The 19,383-nt window shown below is 73.6% G+C and carries 19 protein-coding genes and 1 other RNA gene; 16 read left to right on the forward strand and 4 right to left on the reverse strand.

All coding sequences use genetic code 11. The features are described 5' to 3' along the window. Window positions 1-6: 6 nt before the first annotated feature. The 6 genes from AAEM63_RS04315 to AAEM63_RS04340 all read left to right on the forward strand — a co-directional run bounded on the left by AAEM63_RS04315 (window position 7) and on the right by AAEM63_RS04340 (window position 3,446). On the forward strand, window positions 7-864 hold the full coding sequence (locus AAEM63_RS04315; RefSeq protein WP_341360421.1) for a type II secretion system F family protein: 858 nt from the start codon (window positions 7-9) through the stop codon (window positions 862-864). Further along, a complete protein-coding gene (locus AAEM63_RS04320) occupies window positions 861-1,793 on the forward strand; it encodes a type II secretion system F family protein (RefSeq protein WP_341360422.1) in 933 nt (310 codons plus the stop codon). Before AAEM63_RS04315 ends, AAEM63_RS04320 begins: the two co-directional genes overlap by 4 nt. 81 nt (window positions 1,794-1,874) lie before the next feature. Beyond that, window positions 1,875-2,072 carry a hypothetical protein gene (locus AAEM63_RS04325; protein ID WP_341360423.1) on the forward strand — a complete coding sequence of 66 codons (198 nt, stop codon included), beginning with the start codon at window positions 1,875-1,877 and terminating at the stop codon, window positions 2,070-2,072. A 92-nt stretch (window positions 2,073-2,164) separates the two neighbouring features. Further along, window positions 2,165-2,518 carry a TadE/TadG family type IV pilus assembly protein gene (locus AAEM63_RS04330; RefSeq protein WP_341360424.1) on the forward strand — a complete coding sequence of 118 codons (354 nt, stop codon included), beginning with the start codon at window positions 2,165-2,167 and terminating at the stop codon, window positions 2,516-2,518. A gap of 44 nt (window positions 2,519-2,562) precedes the next feature. Beyond that, window positions 2,563-2,955 (forward strand): pilus assembly protein, encoded by a 393-nt coding sequence (locus AAEM63_RS04335; RefSeq protein WP_341360425.1) that lies wholly within the window; start codon window positions 2,563-2,565, stop codon window positions 2,953-2,955. A gap of 47 nt (window positions 2,956-3,002) precedes the next feature. After that, entirely contained in the window at window positions 3,003-3,446 is a 444-nt protein-coding gene (locus AAEM63_RS04340; protein WP_341360426.1) for a hypothetical protein, read from the forward strand. A 73-nt stretch (window positions 3,447-3,519) separates the two neighbouring features. Here AAEM63_RS04340 and AAEM63_RS04345 read toward each other — a convergent pair whose 3' ends face one another. Continuing rightward, window positions 3,520-4,047 carry a hypothetical protein gene (locus AAEM63_RS04345; protein WP_341360427.1) on the reverse strand — a complete coding sequence of 176 codons (528 nt, stop codon included), beginning with the start codon at window positions 4,045-4,047 and terminating at the stop codon, window positions 3,520-3,522. Window positions 4,048-4,110: 63 nt separating this feature from the next. On the opposite strand from AAEM63_RS04345, the gene AAEM63_RS04350 reads away from it, so the two are divergent. Both AAEM63_RS04350 and AAEM63_RS04355 read left to right on the forward strand, forming a co-directional pair. Next, window positions 4,111-5,016, forward strand: coding sequence for a LysR family transcriptional regulator (locus AAEM63_RS04350; protein WP_341360428.1), 906 nt, complete (start codon window positions 4,111-4,113; stop codon window positions 5,014-5,016). 85 nt (window positions 5,017-5,101) lie between these two features. Then, window positions 5,102-6,325, forward strand: a complete 1,224-nt coding sequence (locus AAEM63_RS04355; protein ID WP_341360429.1) for a multidrug effflux MFS transporter — start codon at window positions 5,102-5,104, stop codon at window positions 6,323-6,325. A gap of 187 nt (window positions 6,326-6,512) precedes the next feature. Here AAEM63_RS04355 and AAEM63_RS04360 read toward each other — a convergent pair whose 3' ends face one another. Continuing rightward, window positions 6,513-7,037 carry an Hsp20/alpha crystallin family protein gene (locus tag AAEM63_RS04360; protein ID WP_341360430.1) on the reverse strand — a complete coding sequence of 175 codons (525 nt, stop codon included), beginning with the start codon at window positions 7,035-7,037 and terminating at the stop codon, window positions 6,513-6,515. 141 nt (window positions 7,038-7,178) lie between these two features. Between AAEM63_RS04360 and AAEM63_RS04365 the strand changes: the two genes are divergently transcribed. The 8 genes from AAEM63_RS04365 to ssrA all read left to right on the forward strand — a co-directional run bounded on the left by AAEM63_RS04365 (window position 7,179) and on the right by ssrA (window position 15,682). After that, a complete protein-coding gene (locus AAEM63_RS04365; protein WP_341360431.1) occupies window positions 7,179-8,549 on the forward strand; it encodes a phosphoribosyltransferase family protein in 1,371 nt (456 codons plus the stop codon). Between the two features lie 306 nt (window positions 8,550-8,855). After that, entirely contained in the window at window positions 8,856-9,983 is a 1,128-nt protein-coding gene (prfB, locus tag AAEM63_RS04370; protein ID WP_341360432.1) for a peptide chain release factor 2, read from the forward strand. Between the two features lie 273 nt (window positions 9,984-10,256). Next, window positions 10,257-10,946 (forward strand): cell division ATP-binding protein FtsE, encoded by a 690-nt coding sequence (gene ftsE / locus AAEM63_RS04375; protein ID WP_123917386.1) that lies wholly within the window; start codon window positions 10,257-10,259, stop codon window positions 10,944-10,946. Window positions 10,947-10,950: 4 nt separating this feature from the next. Next, the gene (ftsX, locus tag AAEM63_RS04380; RefSeq protein WP_341360433.1) at window positions 10,951-11,865 is read left to right on the forward strand and encodes a permease-like cell division protein FtsX; all 915 of its coding nucleotides are present in this window, start codon (window positions 10,951-10,953) and stop codon (window positions 11,863-11,865) included. Between the two features lie 13 nt (window positions 11,866-11,878). Continuing rightward, window positions 11,879-13,345, forward strand: a complete 1,467-nt coding sequence (locus tag AAEM63_RS04385; RefSeq protein ID WP_341360434.1) for a peptidoglycan DD-metalloendopeptidase family protein — start codon at window positions 11,879-11,881, stop codon at window positions 13,343-13,345. Between the two features lie 188 nt (window positions 13,346-13,533). Next, window positions 13,534-14,058, forward strand: coding sequence for an SsrA-binding protein SmpB (smpB, locus tag AAEM63_RS04390; RefSeq protein WP_341360435.1), 525 nt, complete (start codon window positions 13,534-13,536; stop codon window positions 14,056-14,058). A gap of 125 nt (window positions 14,059-14,183) precedes the next feature. Further along, window positions 14,184-15,233 (forward strand): LLM class flavin-dependent oxidoreductase, encoded by a 1,050-nt coding sequence (locus AAEM63_RS04395; RefSeq protein ID WP_341360436.1) that lies wholly within the window; start codon window positions 14,184-14,186, stop codon window positions 15,231-15,233. A gap of 82 nt (window positions 15,234-15,315) precedes the next feature. Then, window positions 15,316-15,682, forward strand: a transfer-messenger RNA (tmRNA) gene (ssrA, locus tag AAEM63_RS04400). A gap of 163 nt (window positions 15,683-15,845) precedes the next feature. Here ssrA and AAEM63_RS04405 read toward each other — a convergent pair. Both AAEM63_RS04405 and AAEM63_RS04410 read right to left on the reverse strand, forming a co-directional pair. Beyond that, window positions 15,846-17,147, reverse strand: coding sequence for a glycosyltransferase (locus AAEM63_RS04405; protein ID WP_341360437.1), 1,302 nt, complete (start codon window positions 17,145-17,147; stop codon window positions 15,846-15,848). Further along, entirely contained in the window at window positions 17,144-19,378 is a 2,235-nt protein-coding gene (locus AAEM63_RS04410; protein WP_341360438.1) for a glycoside hydrolase domain-containing protein, read from the reverse strand. Before AAEM63_RS04410 ends, AAEM63_RS04405 begins: the two co-directional genes overlap by 4 nt. Between the last annotated feature and the right edge of the window lie 5 nt (window positions 19,379-19,383).

Consider the following 19,383-nt stretch of genomic DNA (forward strand, 5'->3'; position numbering starts at 1 on the left):
CGGGCCGTGGGTGCGATCTCGGGACTGCTCCTCGGGACCGGTCTGCTCAGCATCTGGTTCTCCTTCTTCGAGCGCCCGGCCGTCCGCGCCGCGCCGCGCGGCTGGTCTCGACGGACCCAGGACCTGCTCGTCCAGGCGGGTGCCCCGTCCGTCTCGCCCACCTCACTGGTCCTCACCGCCGTCGGGCTCGGGGCGACCGTCCTCGTCCTCGGCGTCGCACTGACGTCCGCGCCGCCCATCGCGGCGTGCTTCGCGGCGATCGCCGCGGGCGCACCCTGGGCGCTCGTGCACTCGCGGGCGCGTCGGCGGCGGACGGAGCTGCGCACGGTCTGGCCCGAGGTGGTCGACGACCTGGTGTCCGGCATCCGCGCCGGCCGGTCCCTCCCGGAGGCGCTCATCTCGCTCGGCGAGCGTGGGCCGGAGGAGGTGCGGGAGGAGTTCCGGCGCTTCGCCGAGGACTACCGGGCCACGGGACGGTTCGACGACGCGCTCGAGATCCTCAAGGCGCGCCTGGCCGACCCGGTCGCCGACCGGATCGTCGAGGCGCTGCGCCTGACCAGCGAGGTCGGCGGCACCGAGCTCGGGCGGCTGCTGCGCACCCTTGCGCAGATGCTCCGCGATGACCTGCGGACGCGCGGCGAGCTCGAGGCCCGACAGTCGTGGACCGTCAACGGGGCACGCATGGCCGTCGCCGCGCCGTGGGTGGTGCTGCTGCTGCTCGCCACCAGACCGGAGGCCGCGAAGGCGTACGACAGCCCGATCGGGGTGGCGGTGCTCGCGGTGGGAGCGGCGAGCTCCGCGCTGGCCTACTGGCTGATGATGCGCATCGGCCGGCTGCCCGAGGAACAGCGGGTGATGCGATGAGCACCGCCCTCACCGGCGCGCTCGCCGGGTTGCTCGGCGGGACCGGGCTCTCCCTCGTGCTGTGGCGGCTGGGCTCGCGTCGCATCACGCTCTCGCAGCGACTGGCCCCCTACCTCCGGGAGCGGCCCCGCACCTCGCGGCTGCTGGCCGAGAGCCAGCTCCACACCCCCTTCCCGACCCTCGAGCGGCTGCTGGCCCCCGGGTTGCACGACGTCGCGCGCCTCCTCGAGCGACTGGGCTCGTCCTCGGTGAGCATCAGGCGCCGCCTCGTCCTGGCCGGCTCACCCGTCACCCACGACCAGTTCCGTATGGAGCAGCTGCTGTGGGGTGCCCTCGGCCTGGCCGGCGGGCTCCTCCTGGCCCTGACCGTGGGCCTGGTCCGTGGCGCCGCCGTCGTGCCGCTGCTGCTCGGGGTCACCCTCAGCGCGGTGGGGGCCGCCGTCGCGCGCGACCAGCTGCTCACCTGGCAGGTGCGGCGTCGGCAGGACCGGATGCGCGCCGAGCTGCCCGACGTCGCCGAGCTGCTCGCGCTCGCCGTCGGTGCGGGTGAGGGAGCCGTGGCGGCGCTTGAACGGCTCGCGCGGGCCACCCGTGGCGAGCTCACCGGCGAGATCGACCGCACCCTCGCCGAGGCGCGCTCCGGCGTCCCGCTCGGCCAGGCACTCGAACGCATGGCCGGACGCACCGACGTACCCGCGGTCGCGCGGTTCGCCGACGGCGTCGCTGTGGCGCTCGAGCGGGGATCGCCGCTGGCCGAGGTGCTCCGCGCGCAGGCGCAGGACGCCCGAGAGTCCTCGCGCCGTGAGCTGATGGAGACGGGCGGGAAGAAGGAGCTGGCCATGATGGTGCCGGTCGTCTTCCTGGTCCTGCCCGTCACCGTGCTCTTCGCGATCTTTCCCGGCCTGGCCGTGCTGGAGGTGGGGCTGTGACCGCCGCCTCCCGTCCGGCGCCGCCCCGCCGTGCGTACCGGACCCCGTTCGCACGACCGACCCCTCCCGAAGGAGACCGCCATGTGGATCACCCTGCTCACGCTCGCCTCGAAGCACCTCACCTGGCCACCGCCGGAGGACCGCGAACGCGGCGACGTGCCCGGCTGGGTGCTCGTCACCCTCATGACGGCGGGACTCGTGCTGACCATCTGGGCGCTCGCCGGTCCGGCGCTGGGCAACGTCTTCCAGACCGCGATGAACCGCGTGCTGGGATTCTGACGTCGCGCCCCCGGGGACACCGCCCTCGAGACGACGCAGCACGCCGGGCATTCGGACCTGGTCGTCCGCACGGCCCGGACCGCGGGTCAGCAGTGGTCGACTTCGTGCTCGTCTCGGTGCTGGTCGTGACGGTCGTGCTCGCGGTCGTCCAGCTCACCCTCGGCCTGCACGTGCGCAACACCCTCATCGACGCCGCGTCCGAGGGTGCCCGTCACGGCGCGCTCGTCGGCTCCAGCCCTGCCGCCGGAGCTGAGCGCACCCGGAGCCTGATCGCGATGTCGTTGTCGTCGCGGTACGCCGACCGCGTCTCGGCGGGCACGGTGCAGCGGGCCGGGACCACCCTCGTGCGGGTCGACGTCAGCGCTCCGCTACCGGTGCTCGGCCTGCTCGGTCCGTCCGGTGTGGTGGAGGTCAGCGGGCACGCGGTGCTGGAGCGACCCCTGTGAGGGCGCGCCTGAGACGGCTCAGCGGCGATCGGGGCAGCGCGGTGGTGGAGTTTCTCGGCGTCAGCGTGCTGCTGCTGGTCCCGATCGTCTACCTGGTCCTGACTCTCTCGCGGGTCCAGGCCGCTGCGTTCGCGGCCGAGGGGGCGGCGCGTGAGGCGGGGCGCATCCTGGCTCAGGGCGGGGAGCCCGCCGTCGCCATGGGAGCGGTGGAGCTGGCGTTCGAGGACCAGGGGTTCGACGTCTCCGGCTCCGAGGCGTTGACCTTCTCGTGCGGGACAGGGGGGTGCCAGGCGCCCGGCGCACGGGTGGTGGTGGAGGTCGCCACGGTGGTCGATCTGCCCCTCCTCCCCGACCTGGTGACTGCCGTGGTGCCGGCCGAGGTGCCGGTCAGTGCCACGCACCTGGCGGTGGTGGGCGACTTCCGGGACGCGCCATGAGGCGCAGCCGGAACGCTGGGCCGCGAACCGGCGAGGAGGGCCAGATCATGCTCCTCACCCTCGGCTTCGCGGTGCTGCTCCTCGCCCTGGTCCTCGTCGTGGTCAGCGCCTCGGCGGTCCACATCGAGCGCAAGCGGCTCCTGGCGCTGGCGGACTCCGTCGCTGCCGACGCAGCCGACGCCGTCGACCTCGACGCCTACTACTCCGCCGGCGTCCCGGCTGGCACGACTCAAGCGGGTGGTCCGACGACTGTGCCGCTCTCGGACGCGACGGTCCGTGCCGCGGTGGACGGCTATCTGGCGTCGGCGCCTTCCGCCGTCGTGGGGGAGTTCTCCGGACTGCGCGTGCTCGAGCCGACGGGGTCGCCCGACGGCGTCACCGCTGAGGTCACCCTCGGTGCGACCGTGCGTCCGCCGCTCGTGCCGTGGGTGCTCGCGCCGTGGAGCGAGGGCATCGCCCTGCGGGCGACCTCGACCGCCCGCGCCGGTTGACCGCGTGAGATGGCGACACGACTGCGCGGCCATGGCCGCAGTTCCTTCCGCCCGTCGGTCGACGAGTGCGAGCTCAGACCCGGACGAGCTTCTCCGTCAGGTCCGGCGTACCCGTCGCCCGTAAGCCGGTGTCCGTGGTGCGGGTCTCGCGCGTCCCGGCGGCGGTGCGGCGGGACGGTCGACGCGACCGTCCCGAGCGCGGTGCCGCGGCCGGCCGGCGCGACGCGACCGGGCCCTCGGCACCGGCCGGGCGCCGCACCAGCACCGGTCGGTGGAGCCCGACCGGGTGGCGCAGGTCGCGCGCGAGCCGGGCCGCGGCCGCACGCGCCCGCCGGGCGATGACGGCCCGCTTGACCGAGAGCAGGCCCTGCACCCCGATCGCGACCCACACGACGTTCGCCACGGCGGAGGGCCACGCCGCGTTCACCGACGCGCTCACGGCGAGCGCGGTGGCGCCGCCGATGTTGAGCCCCTGGAACAGCAGCGAGTCGGGCTCGATCCGGCGCTGGGTGACCATCGCGTAGGCCCCCAGGGACGCGGCGGCGCCGACCCATCCGACGATGGAGACGGCGAGCGCGGCGAAGTCGTTCATGGTGTCCATCGTGGCGCCCCCGATGGTGAAGATCAATCGAACGATCGAGCATCCGGCATACAGTTCTGCTTCATGGAGATCGACCCACGAAGACTTGGATTCCTCTTGGCCGTCAACAGGTACGGAGGAGTCCTGGCGGCGGCCGACGTGCTGCGTGTCAGCCCGTCCGCCGTCTCCCAGCAGATCGCCCGGCTCGAGGCCGAGACCGGGGTGCGGGTGCTCGACCGCCAGCCCACCGGCGCCACCCTCACCCGGGCCGGGCGGATCCTCGCCGAGACGGCCGAGCGCATCGAGTCCGAGGTGGGGGAGGCCCGCCGATCCCTCCTCACGCTCGAGGGCGACATCTCCGGCGTCGTCGTCGTGGGGGCGTTCCAGACGGCGATCCGCGCCGTCCTCGTCCCGCTGGTCACCGAGCTCGAGCAGACCCTCCCCGGTGTCCAGCTCGTCGTCAACGAGGTGCCCGAGGAGCACGGCCGCCGCGCGCTGCGCCGGGGCGAGCTCGACCTGCTCGTCATCGAGCACGACGTCTCGGCGCCGAGCCCGGCCCCGCAGGGCGCCCGCGACGTCCCCTTCCTCGACGAGCCGTGGGTGGTGGCGCTGCCCGCGGGGGAGCCGGTGCCGACGACGCTCATGGACCTGGCCGAGCGCACCTGGCTCGGGCCCGAGCCGGGCGGCGCCGCCGAGCGCGCGCTGCACCGCCTCGCCGCCGAGCTGTCGTTCGACCCGCGTACCCGGCACCGCTACCTCGACTTCGACGTGGGCCTCGCCATGGTGGGTGCGGGCCTCGGGATCGCGCTGCTGCCCTCGCTCGCCCTGCGCCGCCACCTCCCGGAGAACGTCCAGTGGGTCGCGCTGCCCGGCCTGGGCACGCGGCGGCTGTTCGTCCGGCACCGCGTCACCCGCACCGAGCCGCGGGCCGCCACGCTCGCCGTCCTCGAGCAGATGGTCCAGGTGGCCGGCGACCTCGAGGCGCTGTAGCCGGTGCGCCGTCACGTGACGTGAGTCCTGTCACGATGCCCGGCGCGGGGGTGGCGGGGGGCCCGGCGCGTGCCAGCATGAGGCAGTGACATTCCCCGCCGCCGTCCGGCCACCGGCGTCGTTCGTGCTGCTCCTCGGGGCGATGGCCGCTCTCCCCGCGGTGACCACCGACCTGTACCTGCCGTCCCTGCCCGACGTCGCCCGCGACCTGGAGACCTCGGCGGCCCTCGTCCAGGCGACGATCACCGGCGTCCTCATCGGTGGCGCGGTGGGCCAGATCCTCATCGGCCCCCTGTCGGACCGCTACGGTCGGCGTGCCCCCGTCCTCATCGGCATCTCGGTGCACATCGTCGCCTCGCTGCTGGCCGCGATCGCGCCGTCGATCATCCCGCTGCTCGCGCTGCGGGTCATCCAGGGCGTGGGGAACTCCGCCGCGATGGTCTCGGCCATGGCGGTCATCCGGGACCGCTACAGAGGCGCCGGCGCCTCCGTCATCCTCTCCCGGCTCATGCTCGTCGTCGGCGTCGCCCCGCTCTTCGCGCCCACCGTTGGCGGGCTCATCGCCCACCTGTGGGGCTGGCGGGCCAACTTCACCGTTCTGGCGATCCTCGGACTCGTCCTCCTCGTCGTGGTGGCCCGCGCCCTGCCCGAGACCCACCCGCCGGAGCGGCGCGTGGCCCGCGGGATCGGCGGGACGGCCCGCAGCTACGGCGTCCTCCTCGCCGACCGTCAGTTCATGGCGCTCGCGCTGCTCCCGGGTCTCGGCCTCGGCGCGCTCATCAGCTACGTGGCCGGATCGCCGTTCGTCCTGCGCGAGGGCTACGGCCTGTCCGAGAACGCCTTCGCGCTGCTGTTCGCGCTCAACGGCGCCGGTCTCGTGCTCGGCTCGCAGGTCAACGCCTCGCTCGTGCGCCGTTTCGAGCCGCTCAGGATCATCCGCGTGGCGATCCCGCTGGCGATGCTCCTCGCGGTGGTGCTCGTGGCGGTGGCCGCGACCGGGGCGGGCGGGCTCGTCGGGCTCATGACCCCGCTGTGGTTCATGCTCGCGGTCAACGCGTTCGTCCCGCCCAACGCCTCCGCGCTGGCACTCACCCGGCACGGGGAGCGGGCCGGTACCGCGGCCGCACTCATCGGCGCGATGCAGGCCGGCGTGGCCGGGACCGTGAGCCCGCTGGTGGGCGTGCTCGGCGGCGACGCCATCGCGATGGCCACCGTCATCCTCGGTGCCGTCGCCGCCGCGTTCGTCGTCCTCGTGGTGGCCACCCCGGCCTACCGCCGGGGCGGCGACCCCGCGGGCGAGCCCGCGTAGTCGCCAGGACGTCGGACCCGACAGCGCGAACGATCACCTCGTCGCCGAGCGAGAGCGGTGTGCCGGGATCGCTCGGCGACCGAGGGATCGGTGGGCGACCGAGGGATCGGTCGCCCACCGAGCGGGGCGGGGGCGCGGGCTCCGGACGCCTGGGTGGGAGCTGCCGTCGCCACGCGCACCGGACGGCTCAGCCGCGCTGCACCTGGACCTTCCTCGGCGGGGTCTCCTCGGGCGGCGCCGGTAGCCGCACCTCGAGGACACCGTCGCGGTAGCTGGCCGAGACGTCCTCGGTCCGCACGCCCCGAGGCACGGGCAGACGGCGGACGAAGCTGCCGTACCGGAACTCGCTGCGGTAGCTCTTGTCCTCCTTCTTCTCCGTGGACTCGCGGCGCTCGGCTCGGATCGTGAGGATCCCGTCCTCGACCGTGACGTCGATGTCCTTCTCCGGGTCGACACCGGGCAGCTCGGCGCGGACGACCACGTGGTCGCCGTCGCGGTGCTCCTCGACGCGGATCGGCACGCCGGCCGGACGACCGGCCTCACGGAACGGCCAGGGGAAGTCCCCGAACGGCCAGGACTCCCAGAGCTGCTCCGCCAGCTCGCGCGGAGAGCGGTGGAGCGGGCCGACCGCGCCCGCGGTGCGCTGCTCCGGTTCGTTGGTGGGCTCGACGTCCTTGGCGGGCTCGGCGTCCTTCATGGGGTCGACGCTCATCGTGATCCCTCCCTCCGGGCGCAGGACACGGGCGGACCGGCGCCCACCTCCAGGGTGCGACGCCGCCGGCGCGGAGGGAAGGGGCGAAGGTCGCACCCGAACGTCCCTTCCCCCCGGCACCGGTTCGGGGGACGCTGAAGCATGGGGTGGTTCGGGCAGTCGGACATCTTCCGGGACCGGGTCGAGGCGGGGCGGCTCCTCGGGGAGCGGCTCGCAGCCGTCGGCGGACTGGCGGGGGAGCGCACGGCCGACGACGACCTCACCCCGGCACGGGCCCTCCCGCCCGAGGCCGTCCGCGGTGGGCGGCACCGGCCGCCGCTCGTCGTCGGCCTCCCGCGCGGCGGGGTCCCCGTGGCGGCCGAGGTGGCCCGGGCGCTGGACGCCCCGCTGGACGTCGTCGTCGTGCGCAAGCTCGGGGTGCCCTGGCAGCCCGAGCTGGCGATGGGGGCGATCGGCGAGGAGGGCGTGCGCGTGATCAACCCCGCCGTCGCCGCGCGGGTCGACCCGGCCGACCTCGACGCGGTCACCCGCCGGGAGCAGCTCGAGCTCGACCGCCGCGTGCGGGCCTGGCGCGGTGTGGGCGCCGGGCACGAGGTCGCCGGGCGCACGGTGGTCGTGGTCGACGACGGGATCGCTACCGGCGCCACCGTCCGGGCCGCCGTCGCCGTGCTGCTCGGACGCGGCGCCGACCGCATCGTCCTGGCCGTGCCCGTGGTGGCCCGGGACGTCGCCGCCGAGCTGCGCGGCGCCGTCGACGACCTCGTCGCGCTGAACGAACCCGCCGACCTCCACGCCGTGGGCGCCTGGTACGAGGACTTCTCGCCCGTGCCCGACGAGGACGTCCGCACCCTGCTCGTCGCCTCGCGCGCCCGCCGGGCCAGGGAGCGGGAGGTCCTCGTGCCCACCGAGGCCGGTCCGCTGCCCGCCACCGTCACCCTCGCCGACGACACCGCCGGCGTCGTCCTGTTCGCACACGGTTCGGGCAGCAGCCGGCTCAGCCCCCGCAACCGGGCGGTGGCGGCCATGCTCCACGAGGTGGGGCTCAGCACCGTGCTCATGGACCTGCTCACCGAGGACGAGGGCCGGGACCGCTCACTCGTGTTCGACATCCCGTTCCTCGCCGGGCGGCTGCGGACGGCGACGGACTGGACCTCCGGTCTGATGGCGCTGCGCGGCCTGCCGCTGGGCTACTTCGGCGCGAGCACCGGGGCCGGCGCGGCCCTGTGGGCGGCCGCCGACCACCCGGCCCGGCTGCGCGCCGTCGTCTCCCGCGGCGGACGCCCGGACCTCGCCGCCCCGCGGCTCGGCGAGGTCGAGGTGCCCACCCTGCTGGTGGTGGGCGGGCTCGACACCCAGGTGCTCGAGCTCAACCGGGCCGCGCTGGAGCAGCTGCGCTGCCCCGGTGAGCTCCTCGTCGTCCCTGGGGCGACGCACCTGTTCGAGGAGCCGGGCACCCTTGAACGGGCCGGCGCCGCGGCGGCCGCGTGGTTCCGCCGCCACCTCACCTCCTGAGTCGGAGCGCCGGCGCCTGGTGGAGCGGGGGCGTCGTCGTCCGGGTGGTGTTCCCTCGACGCCGGTGTGCGGGCCGCTGGCGAGGTCGTGCTGGTCACCCGCCGGTGAGGTCGTAGGTTGCGGGACGAGTCAGCGGCTCCTGAGCTACCGAGTGAACCCGGAAGGTCCTGGGTCGGGCGGGAGCCACTGAGTGGACCCGGAACGTCCTGGGTCGGCCGCGAGTTGCTGAGCGGCTGACGAGGCGGGCTCGGCGGGCCCGTCGCCACGCGGCGAGTGCGCGCCCGGCATCGCGTAACCTTGAAGATCGTGGCCACCGACTTCTCCTCCGAGATCAACCAGCTCCGCAGCACCTACGAGTCCATCGCTGCCGTGACGGACCCGGACGCCCTGCGCGCCTCGATCGCCGAGCTCTCCGAGAAGGCCGCCGCGCCGGACCTGTGGGACAACCCCGAGGCCGGGCAGGCCGTGACGTCCCAGCTCTCCCACACGCAGGCCGAGCTCGACCGCGTGGAGAAGATGGGCGAGCGCATCGACGACCTCGAGGCCCTCGTCCAGCTCGGCCAGGAGGAGAGCGGCGCCGACGCCGACGCCTTCATGGACGACGCCGAGGCCGAGCTCACCGCCATCCGCAAGTCCCTGGCCGACCTCGAGGCCCGCACCCTGCTCTCCGGCGAGTACGACCAGCGCGAGGCGGTCGTGACCATCCGCTCCGGCGCCGGCGGCGTCGATGCCGCCGACTTCGCCGAGATGCTCCTGCGGATGTACCTGCGCTGGGCCGAGCGGCACGGTTACCCCACCCAGGTCCTCGACACCTCCTACGCCGAGGAGGCGGGGCTGAAGTCCGCCACCTTCGAGGTCAAGGCGCCCTACGCGTTCGGCACCCTGTCCGTGGAGGCCGGCACGCACCGGCTCGTGCGGATCTCCCCGTTCGACAACCAGGGCCGGCGCCAGACCTCCTTCGCCGCCGTCGAGGTCATCCCGCTCATCGAGCAGACCGACAGCGTCGAGATCCCCGAGAACGAGATCAAGGTCGACGTCTTCCGCTCCTCCGGACCCGGCGGGCAGTCCGTCAACACCACGGACTCCGCGGTGCGCATGACGCACATCCCCACCGGCATCGTGGTGTCGATGCAGAACGAGAAGTCGCAGATCCAGAACCGCGCCGCGGCCCTGCGCGTGCTGCAGTCCCGCCTGCTCCTGCGCCGCCAGGAGGAGGAGAGCGCCGCGAAGAAGGCCATGGCCGGCGACGTCAAGGCCTCGTGGGGCGACCAGATGCGCTCCTACGTCCTCCAGCCCTACCAGATGGTCAAGGACCTGCGCACCGAGCACGAGTCGGGCAACCCCGGCGCGGTCTTCGACGGCGAGATCGACGACTTCATCGACGCCGGGATCCGCTGGCGCAAGAACACGCAGAACGCGGCCGAGCAGAGCTGACCACGGGGCGCGCCCGGCGCCCCGCCCCGCTGCGCCCACGCGGTGCGGCCGACGCGTTCGACCCCGCGCCGGCCCGACGTCCCCGCGCCGCGCGCCGGCCCGACGTCCCGCGCCCCGCGCCCCGCGCCGGCCCGACGTCCCGCGCGGTACGCCGCCGGCCGCTTTCCGGCGCGGCCGTGCGGCGTGTCGGTCCGGGCGCCCGGGCGCCGCTGCCTACTCTCGGTAGCGGCCAGAGCTGTACTTCCCCACTGTCGAGACTGGCCACGAGCTGTCGTGATCAGATTCGAGAACGTCTCCAAGGTCTACGCGCGCGGGGCCCGCCCTGCCCTGGACCAGATCTCCATGGAGGTCGAGCGCGGCGAGTTCGTCTTCCTCGTCGGGTCCTCCGGCTCGGGCAAGTCGACCTTCCTGCGCCTGGTCCTGCGCGAGGAGCGCCCGACGTCGGGGCAGATCCACGCCCTCGGCCGCGACCTGTCCCAGGTCTCGCGGTGGAAGGTCCCGCACCTGCGCCGCCGCATCGGCACGGTCTTCCAGGACTTCCGCCTCCTGCCGAACAAGAACGTCTTCGACAACGTCGCGATCGCCCTGCAGGTGATCGGCAAGCCCCGCCACCACATCCTCACCACCGTGCCGGAGACCCTCGACCTCGTCGGCCTGGCGGGCAAGGAGAAGCGGCTCCCGCACGAGCTCTCGGGCGGCGAGCAGCAGCGCGTGGCCATCGCCCGCGCCATGGTCAACCGCCCCCAGGTGCTCCTCGCCGACGAGCCCACCGGCAACCTCGACCCCACCACCTCGATCGGCATCATGCGCCTGCTCGACCGCATCAACCGCACCGGCACCACCATCGTCATGGCCACCCACGACGACGAGATCGTCGACCAGATGCGCAAGCGCGTGGTCGAGCTCGCCGACGGCGTCATGGTCCGTGACCAGTCCCGCGGCGTCTACGGGGCGGGGAGGTAGGGCCGTGAGACTGCGCTTCGTGCTGTCCCAGACCTTCCAGGGACTCTCCCGGAACCTCGCGATGACCGTCTCGGTCGCCCTGGTCACGTTCGTCTCGCTCATGTTCGTCGGGGCCGCGGCGCTGCTGCAGACCCAGGTGGGCAACCTCAAGAACGACTGGTACGACAAGGTCGAGGTCTCGGCCTTCATGTGCCCGGCCGGCTCGCCGGAGCCGGGCTGCGCGGCGGGGGAGGCCACCGAGGACCAGATCGGCGAGATCGGCACCCTGCTGGAGTCCGAGGCGCTGAGCCCCTACGTCGACGAGGTCTACCTCGAGACCAAGGACGAGGCGTACGAGGCCTTCCAGGAGCAGATGGCCGACACCGTGTGGGCGCAGTCGCTCACGGTCGAGCAGATGCAGGTCAGCTACCGGGTCAAGCTCGTCGACCCCGAGCAGTACCAGATCGTCGCCGACGAGCTCGAGGGCCGGGCCGGCGTCGAGGTCGTCGTCGACCAGCGCGAGCAGCTCGAGCCGCTCTTCCTCGTCCTCAACCGCGCCACCCTGCTCTCGGTGGGCCTGGCCAGCGTCATGATCGTCACCGCCGTCCTGCTCATCACCACCACGATCCGGCTCTCGGCGATGTCGCGCCGGCGCGAGACGGGCATCATGCGCCTGGTCGGCGCCTCGAACCTGTTCATCCAGCTGCCCTTCATGCTCGAGGGCGCCATCGCCGCGCTGGTCGGCGCCGTCCTCGCCGTCGGCGGGCTGTTCCTCGGGGTGCGCTACCTCGTGGAGGACTGGCTGGCCGGCTCGACGCCGTGGGTGCAGTTCGTCGGCACGGCGGACGTCCTGGCCATCGCGCCGCTGCTGGTCCTGGCGGCGATCGCGCTGGCCGGCATCAGCTCGGTCGTCACGCTCGGCCGGTACACGAAGGTCTGAGGGGGAGACGCTCATGCACAGCTGGGGAACCGGGCGCGCCCGCCGCTCCGTGCGGCTCGGCGCCGCGCTCCTGACCGTCGTCGCGCTCGCCCTGGGCGGCACCGCCGCGCAGGCCGACAGCCGCGACGACCTCGTGCGCGAGCAGCAGGAGAACGAGGCCGAGCGCGAGCGCCTGGAGTCCTCCCTCGAGGGTGTCGAGACCAACCTGGCCGAGACCTACCTCGCGCTCGAGGACGCCAAGAACCGCCTTCCGGAGGCCCAGGAGGAACTGGCCGCCGCGCAGGAGGCCCTGGCCGCCGCCGAGCGCAAGCAGGAGCAGGTCGCCGGGCGCCTGGAGCTGGCGCAGGCGGAGATCGTCACGATCGAGACGGCGATCGCCGACAGCGCGGAGCGGATCGACTCGACCCGCTCGGCGATGGGCGAGCTGGCTCGCAGCACCTACCGCGGCGACCACGCCGTCAGCTCCCTCGAGGTGGTCCTCGACGCGTCCTCCACCGAGGACTTCCTCCAGAGCTACGCCGTCCGGGAGACGGCGGTGCGCGCCCAGACGCAGGTCCTCGACGAGCTCGAGACGGCCAGCGCCGTGACCCGCAACCAGCGCCAGCGCCAGGCCGCGGTCACCGAGCGCATCGCCGAGCTCAAGGTCGAGGCGGACGAGGCCGTCGTCGCCGCCGACGAGGCCCGGGCGGAGGCCAAGGAGCGCAAGGCCGAGATCGAGCAGATCCAGGCCGAGATGACCGACCTGGCCGAGCAGCTCGAGGAGAAGAAGGTCGAGCACACCGGCCAGATCGCCGAGCTCGAGGAGTCCAACGCCGAGCTCGCCCGGGAGATCGCCCGGATCGACGAGGAGAACCGCAGGGCGGAGGAGGCGCGCAAGGCGGAGGAGGCGCGCCGGGCCGAGGAGGCCCGCAAGGCCGAGGAGGCCCGGCAGCTGCGGCTCGCCCAGGAGGCGGCCCGCCAGGCCGAGGCGGCCCGCCGGGCCGCGGCCGAGGCCGGCCGGCCAGCGCCGGCGCCCGCACCCGCGCCCGCCCCTGCTCCGGCGCCGGCTCCCGCGCCCGCCGCGCCGTCGGCCGCCCTCGTCCCGCCCGTGCGGCCGCTGTACGTCACCTCCGCCTACGGGTACCGGGTCTACCCGATCACCGGCGGCTGGTACATGCACAACGGCGTCGACCTGCGCTCGGCGTGCGGCAACGTCCAGGTCTCCGCCGCCGACGGCACCGTCGTCTCGACCAAGCCGCCGTGGCAGACCGGCACGAGCGGCAACCAGGTGATCATCAACCACGGGATCATCGGCGGCAGCTCGTACATCACCGTCTACAACCACCTCTCCGCCTTCGCCGTGAGCCCCGGCCAGCGGGTGGGCCAGGGCCAGGCGATCGGCCGCACCGGCGCCACCGGCAACGTCACCGGCTGCCACGTCCACTTCGAGGTGTGGCGCAACGGCGCCACCATCGACCCGATGGCGCTGCCCGGGTTCTGACCGCCCCTCGATGACGACGGCGCCGCGGGACACCCTGTCCGGACCCGTGCCCGGGCGGGGACCCGCGCGCTCCGCCGACGGCGGAAAGGGTTCGTGCGGGCCCGGCCTGCTGACCTAGGCTGGGAGGTCGGCGCCGCACAGGCGCCGGGCCGCGCGCCGCGCGGCCGGAGCAGACGGAGGTAGGACCAGTGGCTGGCACGAAGGCCCCGGCACCGAGGAAGCCGGCCCAGGCGGAGCGGGCCAAGGCCGACGCGGACGCGAAGAAGGTCGTCGCGCGCAACAAGAAGGCCCGCCACGACTACCACATCGACGACACCTTCGAGGCGGGCCTGTCGCTGACCGGCACCGAGGTCAAGGCGCTGCGGATGGGCCGGGCGTCCCTGGTGGACGGCTGGGTCGAGATCGACCGCGGCGAGGCCTGGCTCCACGGGGTGCACATCCCCGAGTACGCCCAGGGGTCGTGGACCAACCACGGTCCCCGGCGCAAGCGCAAGCTGCTCCTGCACAAGGAGGAGATCGAGAAGCTCGCGGTGAGGTCCCGGGAGAAGGGGCACACGATCGTCCCGCTCGAGCTGTACTTCACCAAGGGCCGCGCCAAGGTCGAGATCGCCCTCGCCCGCGGCAAGCAGGAGTGGGACAAGCGCCAGACCCTGCGGGAGAAGCAGGACGAGCGCGAGGCGCAGAAGGCCATGAGCCTGCGCCGCCACGACTAGGGCGACCACCCGGCGCCGGTCCCGGGCGTGCGCCAGACGTCACGGACGGATGAGGCACGCACCACAGATGGACACACCATGAGCCGCGGCTGGAATAGTGCGGCGATCCCGGTGTTGGCACGGACATGGAACTCGGCCTCTACACCTTCGGTGACCTCGGCACCGGCCCCGACGCCGCCCCGGTCGGGCAGCGTCTTCGCGACGTCCTCGAGCGCGTGCGCCTGGCCGAGCAGGTCGGCCTGGACTACGCCGGCATCGGTGAGCACCACCGGCCCGACTACGCCATCTCCGCGCCGTCGACCGTCATCGCCGCCGCGCTGGCGCAGACCGAGCGCATCCACGTCGGCTCCGCCGTCACCGTGCTGTCCACCGAGGACCCGGTCCGGGTCTACCAGCAGTTCGCCACCATGGACCAGTACTCGGGCGGCCGGGTGGAGCTCCTCGCCGGGCGCGGCTCGTTCATCGAGTCCTTCCCGCTGTTCGGGGCGAACCTGGAGGACTACGACGAGCTCTTCGCCGAGAAGCTCGACCTGCTCCTCACCCTCGACGCCGGCAACCCGGTGACGTGGTCGGGCCGGTGCCGCCCGCCGCTGCAGCAGGCGCAGATCCTGCCGCGCCCGACGGCGAAGCGTGGCCTCGGCGAGCACCTGCGCATCGCCGTCGCGACCGGCGGGTCCCCGGCGTCGTCGGTGCGCACCGGCCGGCTCGGCCTGCCGGTCAACTACGCGATCATCGGCGGGGAGCCCCGCCGGTTCGCCCCGCTGGTCGACCTCTACCGCCAGGCGCACGCCGAGGCCGGCCACCCCGAGGAGCGCCGCTCCGTGGCGGTGTCCGTCCACGGCTTCCTCGCCGACGACGACCGCGAGGCGCTGGACTTCTTCTACCCGTACTACCTGCGCACGGCCACCACCATCGCCCACGAGCGCGGCTTCGCCATCCCCAACCGCATCTCCTACGAGGCGCAGGCGAGCGGGCACGGGGCGTTCTTCGTCGGGTCCGCGCCGAGCGTGGCCGAGCGGGTCCTGACCCTGCACCGGTCGCTGGGGCACGACCGTCAGATCTTCCAGATGGACCTCTCCGGCGTCCCGCAGGCGCAGTCCCTGCGCGCCGTCGAGCTCCTCGGCGAGGTCAAGCGGATCGTCGACGCCGAGCTCGGTGCCCCCGGCCGGGAATGAACGTGCAGCACGGGTGGTTGACCACGTAGCATGGAGGACGCCGGCACGACCCGTCAGGGCCGCGGCGGTGACAACTCAACAGGGGGATGATCGGTTTCGACGATGGTCGTCGTTCCAGGAGAAGCGGGTCGAGGATGCAGAGTCATCTCGTCAACGCTCTCTGCAAACCAATAGGTGCCGATTCCAAGCGCACCGAGTTCGCCCTCGCCGCCTGAGCGAGTAGCGACTCCGTCAGCCCGGGCTAGCTCTCGTCCCGGTTCCTGGCGTCATCTAGAGAGCCACTGCTCGTAGTCCTCGTCATCGGGGCTGCGGGAACACTCAGATGACTGGGCCTGTCAGCGACTTGTCTGCGAGATCGCTGGGGCCGAGAAAATCGTCAGCAGACTGCACCCGGAGAAGCCCTGGTTCCACGCCGTCGGACGCGGGTTCGATTCCCGCCATCTCCACCAACGGTGGCTGCCCGGCAGCCGTCGCTGATCACCCCAAGAACGAGAGGCCGCCCCACCGGGGCGGCCTCTCGTCGTCGTGGGGGCGGGCCTCCCGCGGGATCGAGCCCCGCGTGGTCGTGGGTGGCGAGCCTCCCGTGGGGGCGGGCCTCCCATGGGGCCGGGCCTAGGGAACCGGCGCCGCGGCGGGTGCGGCCGGGACCGGCTGGAGCCGGGCGAACAGCGCGTCGAAGACCGCGCCGCGGTCGAACTGCAGGGCGTGGGCACGGGCCTCGCGCTCGCGCCGGGCCCGCTCCTGCGCCGGCATGGCGGCCACCCGGTCCAGGGCCGCGGCGATCGCGCCCGGGTCGTCCACCGGCACGATGAGGGCGTGGTCGCCCACGGCCTCGCCGATCCCGCCCGTCTCCGTCGTGACCACCGGGCCGCCGCCGGCGAGCATCTTCTCCACCAGGGCGATGCCGAAGGTCTCCACGAACTCCGGCAGCGGCTTGCTCGGCAGGACGTACGCCGCGCAGCCGGCCATGAGGGCGGGCTTCTCGGCGTCGTCGACGTCGTCGAGGAAGACGATCCGACCGGCCGCCGGCGACGCCGCCGCGACCGCCCGCAGCTCCTCCGCCTCCGGCCCACGGCCGGCGACGACGAGGCGCAGCCCCGCTGCGCCGTCGCTCGCGGCGAACCCGGCGATGAGGTCGTCGACGCCCTTGGCGCGGCTGAGCCGGGAGAGGAAGAGGACGTAGCCGTCCCGGCGCAGCCCCCGACGGGCCAGGACCGCCTCGACCTCGGCGTCCGCCAGGTCGAGGTAGGCGCTGGTGTCGATCGCCGGGTAGGAGATGCCGATGCGCTCGCGGCACCGCCGCGCGTAGTCGGTGCCGTGACGGGCGTCGATCGCGGCGGCCTCGGCGACGATGAGGTCGCGGGTGTACGCCGACACGGCCACGCAGTGGTCCTGGGCGAGGTAGGACGACAGGACGTGGGCGGCGGCCCCGAACCGGTCCTCCTCCACGCAGGCGCGCACGACGTTGGTGACGTCGGAGCCGACCGCCTCGGCGATGGTGGTGACCTCCACCGGAAGGCCGGTGTCCCTGGCGACCCGGACGGCGTCGGCGACGGCGACGGTGTGCGGGCTGAGGTAGAGGGACAGGCACACGGTGGGCACGCCGTCGGTGAAGAGCTCGACGAGGCGGCCGGTCAGGCCGGCGAGGTAGCGCCCGTCGGGGACCTTGTAGTCCCCGACCGGGGCGGGGCGCTCGACGACGATCCCGGGGCTGTAGGGCAGGACCCCGTCGAGGGGCTTGAGGGGCAGGCCGGTGGCCTCGAGCCGCTCCAGCGGCCAGGTGAGGATCCGGACCTCGTCGAAGCCTCGCGTCAGCGCCGCCTCGGCGAGGTTGCGCGCCTCGCCGGAGTGGCCACAGATCACCGGGTCGGCGCGCACGACGATCACGAGGCGGCGGTCGGGTCGCTCGGTCATGGAACCTCCGGTCGGGGGACGGGGCGGGTGGAGGCCGACGGCGGTCGACCGTCGTTGCCCCACCCGGTGGGGGTGTCACCGAGCTCGAGGGCGAGGTGGCCACCGTGGTGGACCTCGTCGCCGCCGAGCCAGGTGCGCTCCAGGGGCTCGCCGTTCAGCGTGGCGGCGCGGACGTATTGTGCACGACCGCCGGGCTCCGGCTCGACGAACCCGGTCGTCGTGATCTCGAAGGACCCGCCGGGGACGGCCAGGCGCGCGCGGGGGAAGGACGGGGCGTTGACGAGGAAGAGGTGCTGACCCGCCACGGGGAAGAGCCCGAGCGAGGCCCAGACGTACCACGAGCTCAGCCCGCCGGAGTCGTCGTTGCCCGGCAGGCCGCCCCGGCCGGTGCCGAACTGCTGGTTGACCACGGCGTGGACGACCTCGGCGGTGCGGTCCGGGCGGCCGGCGTAGTGGTAGGCCCACGGCGCGTCCATGTCCGGCTCGTTGTTGAGCCCCTCGAACCGGCCGAGCGCGTAGCCCTCGGCGAGCTCCGCCGTCGTCGGGGCCAGGCCCGGCAGCCGCACGGGGGCAGCGCCGTAGCCGAAGAAGGTGTCGAGCATGCCGACGAACCTCTCGTCGCCCCCGGCGAGCCCGATCCGGGCGGCCATGTCGTGCAGCAGCCGGAAGGAGTAGTTCCACGGCCCGCCCTCGTAGAAGGTGGAGTCACGCAGCAGACCGGTCGCGGGGTCGTAGGCCGCGGCCCACCCGCCGGCGAGGCGGTCGAACTGGGCCGCGAGCGTCCGGTCGCCGACGTGGGCGGCCACCTTCGCCGTGCACCAGTACCCGAACGCCAGGTCGAGGGTGTGGCTGATGGGGTGGGCCACCCCGCGCAGGAGGTACTCCTCGCCGTAGGTGCGGCGAAGGTCGTTGTGCATGTGGACCAGGGCCCAGTCCCAGTCCAGCGGCAGCCCGGCCTGGCACAGGTCCGCGAGGAAGGTGTGCGCGAGCGCGCTGCCCTGCCGGGAGAACCGGTCGGCCCCGCGGGCCATGCGGTAGCCGACGGGGAGGTTGCCCTCCTCCTCGCAGATGGTCAGCAGGGCGCGGGCGAGCTCGACGGCCCGGTGCGGCAGCAGCGTCGTCAGCAGCGGCAGCTGGGTGCGGTAGATGTCCCACATCGTGGAGATGTCGAAGGCGAACGGCCCGTCCCCGGGCCAGAAGGGGCTCTCGGCCGGCGCGAAGGAGGGCTTGACGAGGGAGTGGTAGAGGGCGGTGGAGAAGACGGTCCGGCGCTCGGGGGAGGAGGTCTCGACCTCGACGAGGTCGAGGTGCTCGTCCCAGGTCCTCGCCGTCGCCGCTCGCCGGGAGGTGAAGCTCGAGCGGGCCGGACCGCAGTCGCGGTACAGGTTCTCCCTCGCCTGCTCGGGCCCGCGCAGGGAGAAGCCCATGCGCAGCTCCACGCTCTGTCCCGCCTCGGCCGGCCCGGCCCACATGAGCCCGAAGGAGCGCAGGGTGGTGGGGCGGATGGCGTCGAAGTCCAGCCGGGTCCCGCCGGGCATGAGCCGCCGGTCGTACCAGAGCAGCTGGCGCCAGTCGGTGTCGCACTCCAGGTGCACGGCCAGGGGTGCGCCCTCAACGACGATCTGCCCCTGCGCCATCCCCGGCCCCACGCTCTGCAGGTACGCCCGCAGCGGCACGGTCGCCCCGAACGGGATGGCCAGACCGCCGAGGGAGAGGTCGACGACGAGCCGCGCGTCGGGGTGGCGCGGGAACGTGTACCGGTGCACGGCGCTCTTCGGCCCCACCGTCACCTCGCACCGGATCCCCGTGGACAGCGTGGCGCTGTACCAGCCCGGCTCGGCCTCCTCGTCCTCGATCTCCCACAGCGTGCCCAGGGCGTCCAGGGGCTCGACCATGGGGGTGACGCGGAAGTAGTTGTAGTACTTGCGGATCGCTCCCGTGCCCGACTGCTGGAAGTGGGTCACGCCCGAGGCGAGCTGACGCTCGTGCATCGGCGCCGGCACGCCCTCGGTGCTGAGGTCGTAGCGCCCGTACCCGGTGGGGTACGCACCGGAGTAGGCGCACGCGGAGACCATCCCGAGCGGGTAGGTCGCGCCCGGGTGGGTGTTGCCGATCTGCGGCTTGGGCGACCACCAGCGCGCCGCCAGCCCGGTGCGGTGGGGCAGGTCGGTGACCTCGGTGCCGATGAAGGGGTCGACCCGGGCGGTGCCGGGTGCCACCGGTGCGTTCATGGCCC

It is taken from the genome of Georgenia sp. M64 (assembly GCF_038049925.1).
Taxonomy (GTDB): domain Bacteria; phylum Actinomycetota; class Actinomycetes; order Actinomycetales; family Actinomycetaceae; genus Georgenia.

Excerpts from the sequence above, each read along its gene's own strand:
- AAEM63_RS04320 (WP_341360422.1), top strand. The coding sequence starts at position 861 with ATGAGCACCGCCCTCACCGGCGCGCTCGCCGGGTTGCTCGGCGGGACC.
- AAEM63_RS04325 (WP_341360423.1), top strand. The coding sequence starts at position 1,875 with ATGTGGATCACCCTGCTCACGCTCGCCTCGAAGCACCTCACCTGGCCA.
- AAEM63_RS04340 (WP_341360426.1), top strand. The coding sequence starts at position 3,003 with ATGCTCCTCACCCTCGGCTTCGCGGTGCTGCTCCTCGCCCTGGTCCTC.
- AAEM63_RS04345 (WP_341360427.1), bottom strand. The coding sequence starts at position 4,047 with ATGGACACCATGAACGACTTCGCCGCGCTCGCCGTCTCCATCGTCGGA.
- AAEM63_RS04350 (WP_341360428.1), top strand. The coding sequence starts at position 4,111 with ATGGAGATCGACCCACGAAGACTTGGATTCCTCTTGGCCGTCAACAGG.
- AAEM63_RS04360 (WP_341360430.1), bottom strand. The coding sequence starts at position 7,037 with ATGAGCGTCGACCCCATGAAGGACGCCGAGCCCGCCAAGGACGTCGAG.
- AAEM63_RS04365 (WP_341360431.1), top strand. The coding sequence starts at position 7,179 with ATGGGGTGGTTCGGGCAGTCGGACATCTTCCGGGACCGGGTCGAGGCG.
- AAEM63_RS04385 (WP_341360434.1), top strand. The coding sequence starts at position 11,879 with ATGCACAGCTGGGGAACCGGGCGCGCCCGCCGCTCCGTGCGGCTCGGC.
- AAEM63_RS04395 (WP_341360436.1), top strand. The coding sequence starts at position 14,184 with ATGGAACTCGGCCTCTACACCTTCGGTGACCTCGGCACCGGCCCCGAC.
- AAEM63_RS04405 (WP_341360437.1), bottom strand. The coding sequence starts at position 17,147 with ATGACCGAGCGACCCGACCGCCGCCTCGTGATCGTCGTGCGCGCCGAC.
- AAEM63_RS04410 (WP_341360438.1), bottom strand. The coding sequence starts at position 19,378 with ATGAACGCACCGGTGGCACCCGGCACCGCCCGGGTCGACCCCTTCATC.